Annotated in this window: 11 protein-coding genes; 8 read left to right on the plus strand and 3 right to left on the minus strand. The window is 67.4% G+C overall.

Annotated elements, in window-relative coordinates; genetic code table 11:
* Positions 1–107 precede the first annotated feature (107 nt).
* Positions 108–1,628 carry a GuaB1 family IMP dehydrogenase-related protein gene (locus AC50YM_RS02875; protein WP_494955504.1) on the minus strand — a complete coding sequence of 507 codons (1,521 nt, stop codon included), beginning with the start codon at positions 1,626–1,628 and terminating at the stop codon, positions 108–110.
* Positions 1,629–1,989: 361 nt separating this feature from the next.
* Between AC50YM_RS02875 and AC50YM_RS02880 the strand changes: the two genes are divergently transcribed.
* The 5 genes from AC50YM_RS02880 to AC50YM_RS02900 all read left to right on the plus strand — a co-directional run bounded on the left by AC50YM_RS02880 (position 1,990) and on the right by AC50YM_RS02900 (position 8,240).
* Positions 1,990–5,799 (plus strand): multifunctional oxoglutarate decarboxylase/oxoglutarate dehydrogenase thiamine pyrophosphate-binding subunit/dihydrolipoyllysine-residue succinyltransferase subunit, encoded by a 3,810-nt coding sequence (locus tag AC50YM_RS02880; RefSeq protein ID WP_494955505.1) that lies wholly within the window; start codon positions 1,990–1,992, stop codon positions 5,797–5,799.
* A 95-nt stretch (positions 5,800–5,894) separates the two neighbouring features.
* Positions 5,895–6,494, plus strand: a complete 600-nt coding sequence (locus tag AC50YM_RS02885) for a GDSL-type esterase/lipase family protein (protein ID WP_494955506.1) — start codon at positions 5,895–5,897, stop codon at positions 6,492–6,494.
* A 123-nt stretch (positions 6,495–6,617) separates the two neighbouring features.
* Entirely contained in the window at positions 6,618–7,445 is an 828-nt protein-coding gene (locus AC50YM_RS02890) for a DUF4097 family beta strand repeat-containing protein (RefSeq protein WP_494955507.1), read from the plus strand.
* Entirely contained in the window at positions 7,445–8,065 is a 621-nt protein-coding gene (locus AC50YM_RS02895; RefSeq protein ID WP_494955508.1) for a PadR family transcriptional regulator, read from the plus strand. Before AC50YM_RS02890 ends, AC50YM_RS02895 begins: the two co-directional genes overlap by 1 nt.
* Positions 8,066–8,165: 100 nt before the next feature.
* On the plus strand, positions 8,166–8,240 hold the full coding sequence (locus tag AC50YM_RS02900; RefSeq protein WP_104061284.1) for a 50S ribosomal protein bL37: 75 nt from the start codon (positions 8,166–8,168) through the stop codon (positions 8,238–8,240).
* Positions 8,241–8,348: 108 nt separating this feature from the next.
* On the opposite strand, the gene rsrA is transcribed toward AC50YM_RS02900, so the two are convergent.
* Together rsrA and AC50YM_RS02910 are read right to left on the minus strand one after the other, a co-directional pair.
* Positions 8,349–8,609 carry a mycothiol system anti-sigma-R factor gene (gene rsrA, locus AC50YM_RS02905; RefSeq protein WP_346927964.1) on the minus strand — a complete coding sequence of 87 codons (261 nt, stop codon included), beginning with the start codon at positions 8,607–8,609 and terminating at the stop codon, positions 8,349–8,351.
* A complete protein-coding gene (locus AC50YM_RS02910; protein WP_494955509.1) occupies positions 8,606–9,403 on the minus strand; it encodes a sigma-70 family RNA polymerase sigma factor in 798 nt (265 codons plus the stop codon). The genes rsrA and AC50YM_RS02910 overlap by 4 nt, the downstream gene beginning before the upstream one ends.
* Positions 9,404–9,775: 372 nt before the next feature.
* Between AC50YM_RS02910 and AC50YM_RS02915 the strand changes: the two genes are divergently transcribed.
* The 3 genes from AC50YM_RS02915 to rsgA are packed head-to-tail and all read left to right on the plus strand — an operon-like array spanning position 9,776 to position 12,861.
* Positions 9,776–10,324 carry a DoxX family protein gene (locus AC50YM_RS02915; protein WP_494955510.1) on the plus strand — a complete coding sequence of 183 codons (549 nt, stop codon included), beginning with the start codon at positions 9,776–9,778 and terminating at the stop codon, positions 10,322–10,324.
* A 7-nt stretch (positions 10,325–10,331) separates the two neighbouring features.
* Positions 10,332–11,762, plus strand: a complete 1,431-nt coding sequence (aroA, locus tag AC50YM_RS02920) for a 3-phosphoshikimate 1-carboxyvinyltransferase (protein WP_494955511.1) — start codon at positions 10,332–10,334, stop codon at positions 11,760–11,762.
* On the plus strand, positions 11,746–12,861 hold the full coding sequence (gene rsgA / locus AC50YM_RS02925; protein ID WP_494955512.1) for a ribosome small subunit-dependent GTPase A: 1,116 nt from the start codon (positions 11,746–11,748) through the stop codon (positions 12,859–12,861). The genes aroA and rsgA overlap by 17 nt, the downstream gene beginning before the upstream one ends.
* The last annotated feature ends 11 nt before the right edge of the window (positions 12,862–12,872 follow it).

The raw sequence follows: 12,872 nt of genomic DNA on the forward strand, positions 1-12,872 counted from the left end.
CCGGCACCTAGATTTACTGTCCATAAGAAGTTCAGTCTACAGGAGCAGCTGGCGCCGGCCGCCGTCGGGTGACGCCCGACGGCGGCCGCGTCCGCTGCGATCGCGGCTCACCAGCTCTGCGGAACCGGGCGGCCTTCCTCGTAGCCGGCCGCGGACTGGATTCCGGCCACGGCGCGTTCCCGGAACGCCGCAGGGTCGGCCGCGCCGGCGTAGCTCATGGAACTGCGGAGCCCGGCGGTGATCATGTCCAGCAGGTCCTCGACGCCGGGCCGGACCGGGTCGATGTACATCCGAGAGGTGGAGATGCCCTCCTCGAAGAGCGCCTTGCGGTCCTTTTCGAAAGCGCCCTCGCGCTGGTTGCGGTTCTGCACGGCACGGGCCGACGCCATGCCGAAGCTTTCCTTGAACTGGCGCCCGCCGGCGTCCTTCTGCAGGTCCCCGGGGCTCTCGTGCGTGCCGGCGAACCAGGATCCGATCATCACCTGGCTGGCGCCGGCAGCCAGGGCGAGCGCCACGTCGCGGGGGTAGCGGACGCCACCGTCGGCCCAGACCCGCCCGCCGGCGGCCCGTGCAGCCGCCGAGCACTCCAGCACGGCGGAGAACTGCGGTCTGCCCACGGCCGTCATCATGCGTGTGGTGCACATGGCCCCGGGACCAACGCCGACCTTGACGATGTCCGCGCCGGCCTGGATGAGCTCGCGGGTCGCGTCGGCCGTCACGACGTTGCCGGCCACCACGGGCACGCCGGGGTTGAGGCCCTTCACAGCCGCCAGGGCGTCAAACATCTTCTGCTGGTGGCCGTGCGCGGTGTCGAGGACCAGCACGTTGACCCCGGCGGCGAGGAGTTCCGCGGCCCGGCCGGCAACGTCGCCGTTGATCCCGACGGCGGCAGCCACCTTGAGCCGGCCGGAGGCGTCCAGGCAGGGACGGTACAGCGTGGAGCGCAGCGCACCCTTCCGGGTGAGGACTCCGGCCAGCACGCCGTCCCGCTGCACCGGCACGAAGTCGGTGCCGGCCGCGTCCATCGCGTCGAAGGCGCGGCGCAGGCCGGACCCGTTCCCGGCACCGGACCCGTTGCCGGCGCTGGAGCCGTTTCCGGCGTCGGCGGAGGGGCCGGCGTCGGCGGGGCCGTTGTCCAGCAGGGCCGCATCGAGCACCAGCGGCTGGTGCCGCAGCACCGAGGCGAGCGAGGCGAAACGATCCTGGCCCTCGCAGTCCGCGGCCCGGACGATGCCGGTCACGGCACCCGAGTCGTCCACGACCATGATCGCCCCGTGCGGACGTTTGCCCATCAGGTGCAGGGCATCAATAACGGTGTCCGCCGGCGAGAGGGTGACCGGGGTTTCCAGAACGGGGTCGCGGGTCTTGATCCAGGCCGTCACATCGCGGATCACGTCGAGCGGCACGTCCTGCGGCAGCACCGCCAGCCCGCCGCGCCGGGCCATGGTCTCGGCCATCCGTTTGCCGGTCACGGCCGTCATGTTGGCCGCCACCAGGGGAATCGTGGAGCCCGTCCCGTCGTCCGCGGCCAGGTCCACGTCCAGGCGGGACGTGACGTCTGATCGGGACGGTACCAGGAAGAGGTCCGAGTAGGTCAGGTCGGTGGTGGGCTCCGTCAGGAATCGCACGGCTGCTCCTTTAAATAGGCATTCCGGTGCTAAAGGGTTCTCAGTGCGAGTCTAGCGAGGGTTCCCGGGGGCGGCGGTCGCCGCGCGACCTTCGCCCACTGACGGCTTTCGTACGGCTTTTGGACGGCGTTCGGAGAGCTTGAGGACGGCGTTGGATGGGCTCGAGGACGGCCCGGTGGTGTGTCGTGACGGCACTTTGAGCTGACTTGATGATTTGAGTCACCCTTATTGGCAGTTTGGCAAGAATCGTCACTAGACTGGCAGGGGTCTGGGTTCACTGGACGCGGAGACTGGTTCAATCGCCGTGCTGAAGCACCGTGAAACCAGTGGGAATCAAACTCATGGAAGAGGCGTAATTCAAGTGCCAGAGCAGCCTAGCCACCGTCTACCAGAGGAATTTGGCGGAAACGAGTGGCTCGTTGACGAACTGTACGAGCGTTATCAGCAGGACAAGAACACGGTGGACGCCAAGTGGTGGCCTCTGTTCGAGTCCTTCGACGCCGGAGACAGTTCCGCCACCAACGGAGCCTCAGGCGCAGCGACAGTTGCGCACCCCGCCACCCGCGAACTTCCCGTTGTAGCTCGGGCTGCCGCGTCGGCGGCGCAGCCGGCCGCGCCCGCCCCGGCAGCAGCCCCTGCCGCACCGCCTGCCGCCCCGGCCGCGGCTCCCGCCGCAAAGAAGGCCCCGGCCACCGTTGCCCGCGACGGCTCCAAGGCCACGGAAACCGGCCCCGGCGCCCAGCCGATCCCGGCCCAGCTGCCCAAGAACATCAAGGCCCCGACGGCCCCCGAGGAAGACATCGTCTCGGTCCTCCGCGGCCCGGCCAAGGCCATCGCCACCAACATGATCACCAGCCTGGAGGTCCCGACCGCCACCAGCGTGCGGGCGATCCCGGCCAAGTTGCTGATCGACAACCGCGTCGTCATCAACTCCAACCTGGCGCGTGCCCGGGGCGGCAAGGTGTCCTTCACGCACCTGATCGGCTACGCCGTCATCCGCGCCCTGGCCCAGTTCCCCTCGATGAACGTCTACTACGACGTCGTCGACGGCAAGCCTGTCGCCGTCCAGCCGGCGCACGTGAACTTTGGCATCGCCATCGACATGCCCAAGCCCGACGGCAGCCGCCTCCTCATCGTGCCAAACATCAAGAAGGCGGAGACCCTCGACTTCTCCGAGTTCTGGCACACCTACGAGGACCTGATCAAGCGCGCCCGCGCCGGCAAGCTGACCGCCGACGACCACTCCGGCACCACCGTGTCACTGACCAACCCCGGCGGCATCGGGACCGTGCACTCGGTACCGCGCCTTTCCAAGGGCCAAGCCACCATCATCGGCGTCGGCGCACTGGACTACCCCGCGGAATTCCAGGGCGCCAGCCCGAAGATCATCGCGCAGAACGCCATCAGCAAGGTCCTCACGCTGACCTCCACCTATGACCACCGCGTCATCCAGGGTGCCGGCAGTGGCGAGTTCCTGAAGCTCGTGCACCAGCTCCTGCTCGGCGCACAGAACTTCTACGACGAGATCTTCGAATCCCTGCGCATCCCCTACGAGCCCGTGCGCTGGAGCCCGGACCTGCAGGTGGACCCGGCCGACGAAATCAACAAGGTCGCCCGGATCCAGCAGCTCATCCATGCCTACCGCGTCCGCGGCCACCTCATGGCGGACACCGATCCGCTGGAATACGTCCAGCGCAAGCACCCGGACCTCGATGTCCTGACCTACGGCCTCACGCTGTGGGACTTGGACCGCGAATGGCCCACCGGCGGCTTCGGCGGCAAGCCGATGCTGGCCTTCCGCGACATCCTCGGCGTGCTCCGCGATGCCTACTGCCGCACCACGGGCATCGAATACATGCACATCCAGGACCCGGCCGAGCGCAAATGGTTCCAGGACCAGATCGAGCACCCGTACTCCAAGCCGAGCCGTGACGAGCAGCTGCGCATCGTCTCCAAGCTCAACGCGGCCGAGGCCTTCGAGACGTTCCTGCAGACGAAGTTCGTCGGCCAGAAGCGCTTCTCGCTCGAGGGCGGCGAGTCCCTGATTCCGCTGCTGGACGCCATCATCTCCGACGCCGCCGACGACGAACTCGACGAAGTGGCGATCGGCATGGCCCACCGCGGCCGGCTCAACGTGCTCACGAACATCGCCGGAAAGACCTACGCCCAGGTCTTCCGCGAATTTGAAGGCACCCAGGACCCGCGCTCCGTGCAGGGCTCCGGTGACGTGAAGTACCACCTCGGCACCGAGGGCACCTTCACCTCGGACAACGGCAAGGAGACCAAGGTCTACCTCGCTGCCAACCCGTCGCACCTCGAGGCGGTGGACTCCGTCCTCGAAGGCATCGTCCGCGCCAAGCAGGACCGCCTCGACCAGGGCGAGGCCTTCCCCGTGCTGCCGATCATGGTGCACGGCGACGCCGCCTTCGCAGGCCAGGGTGTCGTGGCGGAAACGCTCAACCTCTCCCAGCTGCGCGGCTACCGCACCGGCGGCACCATCCACATCGTGGTCAACAACCAGGTCGGCTTCACCACCGCCCCGTCCTCGTCACGGTCCTCCACCTACTCCACGGACGTCGCCAAGATGATCCAGGCGCCGGTGTTCCACGTCAACGGCGACGACCCGGAAGCAGTGGTCCGCATCGGCCAGCTCGCCTACGAGTTCCGCCAGCGGTTCCACAAGGACGTCGTCATCGACATGGTCTGCTACCGCCGCCGCGGGCACAACGAGGGCGATGACCCCTCGATGACCCAGCCGCTGATGTACAACCTGATCGAAGCCAAGCGTTCGGTCCGGAAGCTGTACACCGAGTCCCTGATCGGCCGCGGTGACATCACCGAGGAGGAAGCCGAGCAGCTGCTGCGCGACTACCAGGAACGGCTGGAGCGCGTCTTCGCCGAAACCCATGCCGCGCAGACCTCCCCGATTCCGATCATCACGGCGGATTCCGCTGCGGTGTCTGACCTGGAGCGCCCGATTGCCCAGCAGACCGACCTAGGCGTCAGCGCCCCGGCCTCGACCGCCATTTCCGCGGCAACGCTTGCCCGCATCGGCAAGGCCCACACTGACATCCCCGACGGCTTTACGGTCCACGCCAAGCTCAAGCAGTTGCTGGAGAAGCGTGAGGTGATGTCCCGTGAAGGCGGCATCGACTGGGGCTTTGGCGAACTCGCCGCCTTCGGTTCGCTCATCATGGAGGGTGTTCCCGTCCGACTCGCCGGCCAGGATTCGCGCCGCGGCACCTTCGTGCAGCGTCACGCCGTCTTCCACGACCGCGCGAACGGCGATGAGTGGCTGCCCCTGGCGCACCTCTCCGATGACCAGGCCAAGCTGTGGATCTATGACTCGCTGCTCTCGGAATACGCTGCCATGGGCTTCGAATACGGCTACTCGGTGGAACGCCCGGATGCACTGGTGCTCTGGGAAGCGCAATTCGGTGACTTCGTCAACGGCGCGCAGACCATCATCGACGAGTTCATCTCCTCGGCCGAGCAGAAGTGGGGCCAGCGGTCCTCGCTCGTGCTGATGCTGCCGCACGGCTACGAGGGCCAGGGACCGGACCACTCGTCCGCCCGGATCGAGCGCTTCCTGCAGATGTGCGCCGAAGACAACATGATCGTGGCCAACCCCACGACGTCGGCGTCGCACTTCCACCTGCTGCGCCGCCAGGCGTACAGCCGGCCGCGCAAGCCGCTCATCATCTTCACGCCGAAGCAGCTGCTCCGCCTCAAGGCCGCAGCCTCGTCCGTGGAGGACTTCACGACCGGCTCGTTCCTGCCGGTGATCCCGGACCACGAGCAGCTCCAGGGCGACGCCGTGGAGCGTGTCCTGCTGGTCTCCGGCCGCCTGTACTACGATCTGCTGTCCACCCGGCAGAAGACCGGCGACAAGACCACGGCGATAGTCCGGGTCGAGCAGCTTTACCCGCTGCCCGCTGCCGGGATCGCCGCCGAGCTTGCCAAGTACCCGAACGCCGAGGTTGTCTGGGCACAGGACGAGCCCGCCAACCAGGGTCCGTGGCCGTTCATCGGCCTGAACCTTCCGGATGCGCTGGACCGCCGGGTCCGCCTGGTATCCCGTCCGGCGTCGGCTGCCACCGCCGCAGGATCGATGAAGCGCCACGCAGCCGAGCAGGACACGCTGCTCAAGCAGGCATTCGCACGTAAGTAAGGTGAGCGCTGCCCGGCCGGAGATTGAAAATTGCAACTCCGGCCGGGCAGCGTTGTTTAACCTTTTAATGCACGCTCTGGAATGAAGAGGTAGTCGTGGAAGATCGAAAGCTGCGGATCGCAGCCGTGGGCGATGAACTGCTGGCCGGCCTGGGTGATCCCCGCGCGCTCGGCTGGCTGGGGCGGGTGCTGGCGCGAACACCGCAGGACGGCCTGACCCTCGAGTGCTATTCCCTGCCGTGCCCGGAGGAAGGCACGGAAGGGCTGGCTGCCCGCTGGCATGAGGAGGCCGGCCGGCGCTTCAACGCCCGTCATGAGAACCGCCTGGTGATCGGGCTGTCCGGCCGCGACGTCGAGTTCGGGCTCTCCACGGCCCGCAGCCGGCTCAACCTGGCCAACATCCTCGACTCCGCCTCGCAGAACAAGATCGAGGTTTTTGTGGTCGGGCCGCCACCCACCCTGGATCCTGCCCAGAATCGCAGGCTCGGTGAGCTGAACACAGCCTTCGCCGACGTCACGACCCGGCGCAAGCACCTCTATGTGGACACGTTCTCGCCGCTGCTGAACCATGAGCAGTGGCGCCAGGATCTCGCAGCTAACGGCGGGACACCCGGCCAGGCAGGCTACGGACTGATGGCCTGGCTGGTGCTGCACCGCGGCTGGTTCCAGTGGCTCAAGATTGACGCCCCGGAGTAGGCCACGGGCCACCCGGGAAAATCACGATATAGCTTGACCGCGCCGGGGGCGCGCTATATCGTGATTGCATAGTCGCGATATATCGTAACTGTGCGTCTGCAGAATCGCCTTCCCGGAGGAACCATGACAGAGAACAACTGGACCGTCACCGGTCCCCAGACCATCGACGTCGACGGCGTCACCTCGCTCAAGCTCGGCATCGTCCGGGGACGGTTCGACATTGTCGCGCACGATGAGGCTGTCGCCCGGATCGAAGTTTCCGAGGTGCACGGCGACCCCCTTGCGATCAGCCTCGTCAACGGCCGCCTGGAGGTGCGGCACCAGCTGCACGGACCGCAGGGCTGGTTCAAGAACCTGATGGACACCGTCAACAACAGCAGCAGCAACTCGGTGGTCATCAGCATCGCCCTGCCGGCTGGCGTCGACGTCGAAGCAGGAACCGTCAGCGGCGACGGCATGGTGTCCGGCATCGGCGGGCACACCCGGCTCAATACCGTCTCCGGCTCCGTCCTGGCCGACGGCACGTCCGGGAATCTGTCCGTCAACACCGTCAGCGGCGAGGTCATCGCCCGCAACCACCACGGCGTGCTCACGGCCAAAAGCGTCTCGGGCGAAGTCACCGCTTCCGGCGACTTCAGCAACATCCGGGCCAACACCGTCAGCGGGGACCTCAGCTTCGACCTGCACGGCTTCACCAATGACTTCGGGGCCAATTCCGTGTCGGGCGACGTCACCATCCGGCTCCCGCACGACGTCGGCGTGGACATCATCGCCAAGTCCGCCAGCGGCGCCGTCGTCATCGACGACCAGCGCTACAGCCAGCCCGGCGGCTCGGTGCAGACCATTGTCGGACCCGATGCCCAGCTCATGCTGGTCCGCACCAACTCCGTGTCGGGGAAGACGTCGATCTTCCACGGCCAGCCGGGCACGGACTCCGGCAAGGAGCACTGATGCCTCCGGTCTTCGCCCACGGGGCACTGCGGCTCTATCTGCTCGCACTGCTGGAATCGGGTCCGAAGCACGGCTATGAACTCATCAAGGCGCTGAGCGAACGCTTTGGCGGCACCTACTCCCCCAGCGCCGGCACCATCTATCCCCGGCTTGGCAAGCTCGAGGAGGAAGGGCTCGTCGCCACCCATACCGAGGGCCGCCGGACCTACTACAGCATCACCCCCGCGGGACTGGTGGAACTGAACAACCGCCGGGACGAGCTTGCCGGCGTCGAGAACGACATCTCCGCCTCCGTCCGGCGGCTCGCGGACAACCTGCGGCAGGACATCAGGGTCAATATGCGCGGTCTGCGTGCCGACCTGGCCGCAACGGCCGAGGCCGCACGTTCCTCGGCCCGGGCAGCCGGCTCCACGGTCGCCGCCCTGGCGGGGCAGCGTTATTCGCAGGAAGGCGACCGCCGGCTTCGGGAGGCGGAGATGCTGGTGCAGGCCTTCCGCGACGATATCCGGGTGGAACTGCGCCGCCACGGCGGCCGGCATCCGATCACTCCGGTCACGCTGGAGACGGTTAAAACGGTGCTGGACCAGGCCCGGATCTCCATCCGGAATTCCCTGCAGTAGATCAGCAGGGGGCACCCGTACCGCCGGTTCGCGGCGGGTGCCCCGATGTGGGAGACTTGAGGGCAGCTCTTTTGAGTACCAAAAATTAAGGAGGCCAGCTATGAGCAAACGTGCACGCAAACGTCGTGACCGTAAGCGTGGCGGCGCGAACCACGGCAAGCGCCCCAACGCCTAAGCAAAGCTGAATGACAGCTTGAAACAAATGACCCCGGAAACCATACGGTTTCCGGGGTCATTTGTCTTGATACCCAGGCTGGCATCCAGAGTCGCAGGTCCCGACGGGTCAGGCCTCCACCGGGTTGCTGGAGTGGATCCGGTCCAGGATCGAATTCTTGAGGTTCTCCGGGGCGGCCTCGGTGCAGGAACGCTTTACCATGACGCGGATGACACACTCGAGGTCGTACTGCTCAAAGCATTCCGGGCACCCGTCCAGGTGGTCCTTGATCTCAGCGATGTCATCATGGGTGAGGGCACCATCGAGATACTCGTAGATCCGTTGCATCCGGGCGTCGTCGCAGTCGCCCAGTCCCTGGCAGTCGCTCATTTCCTGTTCTCCTGTTTGTTGCTTCCGGCCGGTGCGGTGGCACTCGCGCCCTTGAATCCCCGCTCGGCGGCATAGTCGGCGAGCATGTCCCGCAGCATCTTCCGGCCCCGGTGCAGGCGGGACATCACAGTGCCGATCGGCGTGTTCATGATCTCTGAGATTTCCTTGTACGCGAAGCCCTCGACGTCCGCGAAGTACACCGCCAGCCGGAACTCCTCGGGGATCGCCTGCAGGGCGCGCTTCACGTCCGAATCCGGCAGGTGGTCCAGCGCCTCAGCCTCCGCCGAACGGAGGCCAGAGGAGGTATGCGACTCCGCCCGGGCGAGCTGCCAGTCCTCGATGGTGTCCGAGTTCGACTGCAGCGGCTCGCGCTGCCGCTTGCGGTAGAGGTTGATGTACGTGTTGGTCAGGATGCGGTACAGCCAGGCCTTCAGGTTGGTGCCCGGCTTGTACTGGTGGAACGCGGAAAACGCCTTGGTGTAAGCCTCCTGGACGAGGTCCTCGGCATCAGCGGGATTCCGGGCCATCCGCATGGCTGCGGAGTACAGCTGGTCCACATACTGCATCGCATCGCGTTCGAACCGGACCCGGCGTTGCTCCGTGGTTTCGGTGGCAACGTCCAGGGCCTGTCCGTCCACGATCGTCTCCCGGGCAGCAGGATCCAGCTCGGCGCCGGCTTCCGGGGCAGGTTCTGACAATGCGCCGGCGGGGCCGGCAGCAGGTGACTTAGCGGGCGTGGCGCCGTTTCCGGTCCCCTCGCGCATGGCCGCAACGGCCGGGTCCAAAGTGCTCATTGCCTTCAAGTCTACTGTCACCGTCCGGCGGGCGTCCGCCGTTGCCGGCACCGTTCCATCCTGCAGGGCCGCGGCCCACACGGCCCCGGCACCTGCCGGGAGCTCCCCTGGGAGCGTGAACGCAGTGTCCGTTACGGGAGTATCCTTCACCAGAATCAAATCTCCGCCTTCCTGCACCACGCCGGGGTACCCCAGCCGTGCCGCTATGTCCCCGCACGCCGGCGGGCTGATCTGAGCCAAATCCAGCCGCAAAAGACGGCTGGAACCTGTCTTTGACAACCCTGCCCGGCGGGCAAATATTCCGCAAAAGTGCAAGACTAGAACCGGTTCTCCCGCATCGATTCCGCGGTTCGTTCATCCAGGAGGAAATTCATGTCCTTTGTCCGCTTTGTCGCCCGGCCCATGCTCGCCTCCAGTTTCGTCCTCGCTGGCATGGACAAGCTCAAGAACGCGGATGACACTGCCACCCAGCTGTCACCCCTGCTGCGGCGCGCGGCGGAATCCCTCCCGTTCCAGACCGACGAGAAGGTCCTGGCCCGTGTTATCGGCGGCACCCAGGTCGGAGCCGGCGTCCTCCTGGCCCTCGGCAAGTCGGCACGTCTCGCCGCCACCATCCTGGCCGTCATCTCTGCACTCAACGGCTTTGTGGAATGGCGCAGCGCGGACATCAGCAGCAAGAACGGCCGCGATGCCCGCCGCAAGCAGCTGCTCAAGAACGTCTCGCTGACCGGCGGCGTACTGCTGGCCGCCGTCGATACGAACGGCCGTCCCGGCCTTGCCTGGCGCGCCGAGCACCTCGCCGCGGATGTCAGGAAGAACGCCGGCCACCTCACCGCCGATGTCCGGAAGACCACGGGCAAGCAGCTGAAGAAGGCCGACAAGGCCGTTCGCAAGGCCGTAGACCACACCGTCGGAGCCTAAGACCGCAATGGCAGGCACGCCCGCAGCTGCAACCCAGTCCCATCCGGCCGACGGCGTCCCGCTCTGGCGGGCGCCGTTCGCCGGACAGCCCGTCGACGCTACGGTCACCGTGCCGGGTTCGAAGTCCCTGACCAACAGGTACCTCGTCCTGGCGGCCCTCGCCGACGGGCCCTCGCGGTTGCGGGCTCCCCTGCATTCCCGGGACTCGGCGCTGATGATCGAGGCCCTGCGGCAGCTCGGGGCCACCATTACGGAAGTTCCGGGCGACGGCGCTTTCGGTCCCGACCTGGCCGTCACCCCGATCAGCCGGAACGCCCCGGAGGCACGGTCCGAGGTTGACTGCGGGCTTGCCGGGACGGTCATGCGTTTCGTTCCTCCCGTCGCCGCCCTGCGCCGCGGGGTAACGGTGTTCGACGGCGATACGCAGGCACGCAAGCGCCCGATGGGGCCCGTCATTGACGCGCTGACCGGGCTGGGCGTCGCCGTCAGCGCGCCCGACGGCGGTCCGGCCTCCGCGCTGCCGTTCGCGGTCCAAGGCACGGGCGACGTGCGCGGCGGGCATCTCGTCATCGATGCCAGCGCCTCCTCGCAGTTTGTGTCCGCGCTGCTCCTGGTTGGGGCCCGTTTCACCGAGGGCCTGCACCTCGAGCATCAAGGCACCGAACATCCCGGGAAGCCCGTCCCGAGCCTGGACCACATCAACATGACGGTCGCCGTGCTCCGCGGAGCCGGCGTGGCCGTGGACGATTCCCGTCCGAACCACTGGCTTGTCTCCCCCGGGCCGATTCGCGGCTTTGACCTCAGGATCGAACAGGACCTCTCCAACGCCGGCCCCTTCCTCGCAGCGGCCCTGGCCACCCGCGGCACGGTCCGGATCCCGAACTGGCCCACCCCGACCACCCAGGTCGGCGATCTGTGGCGCAGCATCCTCACCACCATGGGTGCCACCGTGACCCTCGCGGACGGCACGCTGACCGTGACCGGCGGCCCGGAGATCAAGGGCGCGGACTTCGACGACACGAGCGAACTCGCCCCCACCGTCGCCGCACTCTGCGCCCTCGCCTCCGGCCCCTCGCGGCTGGGCGGCATCGCCCACCTCCGCGGACACGAAACGGACCGGCTGGCCGCCCTCGTGGCCGAAATCAACCGCCTGGGCGGCGACGCGGAGGAGACAGCCGACGGCCTCATCATCCGGCCCGCGCCGCTGCACGCCGGCGTCGTACACAGCTATGCCGACCACCGGATGGCCACGGCAGGCGCCATCCTGGGCCTCGCCGTCCCCGGCGTCGAGGTCGAGGACATCGCCACCACGGCCAAAACGATGCCGGGCTTCCCGCAACTGTGGGAGTCCATGCTCGCCCAGGGCCACCACCGAAACGCAGCCCCCGCAGGCTCCCTCCCCACAGAGAAAGATGGCGCCGGTGGCACGCAGCACTGACTCCTGGGACGAATCCGATGTCCGGATCCGCCCCAACAAGAAGGGCACCCGGCCGCGGACCAAGGACCGGCCCGCCTACGAGGACGCCGTCACCGGACGGATCATCACCGTCGACCGGGGACGTTACACCGCCATCGTCGCCGAAGGAACCCCCGAAGAACGCAAAATCATCGCCGCCCGGGCCCGGGAACTGCGCCGCAACCCCGTGGTGGCCGGCGACTTCGTCTCACTCGTCGGCGACGTCAGCGGGGAACCCGACACGCTGGCCCGGCTCGTCAGGATCCAGGACCGCAAGACCCTGCTGCGGCGCAGCGCCGACGACACGGACCCGATCGAGCGCGCCGTCGTCGCCAACGCCGACCAGCTGGTGATCGTGGTCGCAGCCGCCAACCCGGAGCCGAGGACAGGGTTCATCGACCGCGCCCTGGTGGCCGCCTACGACGCCGGAATCGACCCGCTGCTGCTCGTCACCAAGGCCGATGTCAAGGATCCCGCGGAGCTCCTCGCCAATTACCAGCACCTCGCTTTCCCGGTCATCATCTCCAAGACGGCGGACTCCGAGGCCTCCGGCATCGATGCCCGTTCCGATGACGGGCTGTCCGCCCGGCTGGACAAGGACGCCGTGTCGCAGCTGCGCGACTACCTCGACGGGAAGGTCACCGTCATGCTGGGTCATTCCGGCGTCGGCAAGTCCACCATGGTGAACGCGCTGACCGGCGCCGAGCGCGCCACCGGCGGCGTCAACGCCGTCACCGGTCGCGGCCGCCACACCTCCTCCTCGGCGCTGGCCCTGAAGGTCAACGATGCGCCCGTCGGCAGCTGGATCATCGACACGCCCGGCATCCGCTCGTTTGGCCTGGCCCATGTGGACCCCGACCGGATCCTGCGCTCGTTTCCGGACCTTGAGCCCGGAACCGACGACTGCGAGCGGGGCTGCAAGCACGATTCCAGCGCCGTCAACTGCGGCGTGGACGCCTGGGTGGCGGCCGGCCATGCGGGCGAATCCGGCCCGGCCCGGCTCGGCTCGCTCCGCCGGCTGCTGGGGACCGACCCGCGGATGGAAGCCCAGGACGTCAAGGAACTCGGCACCGTCTCCTGACGGTGCGTTCC

This window comes from Pseudarthrobacter sp. RHLT1-30-1, from assembly GCF_059383415.1.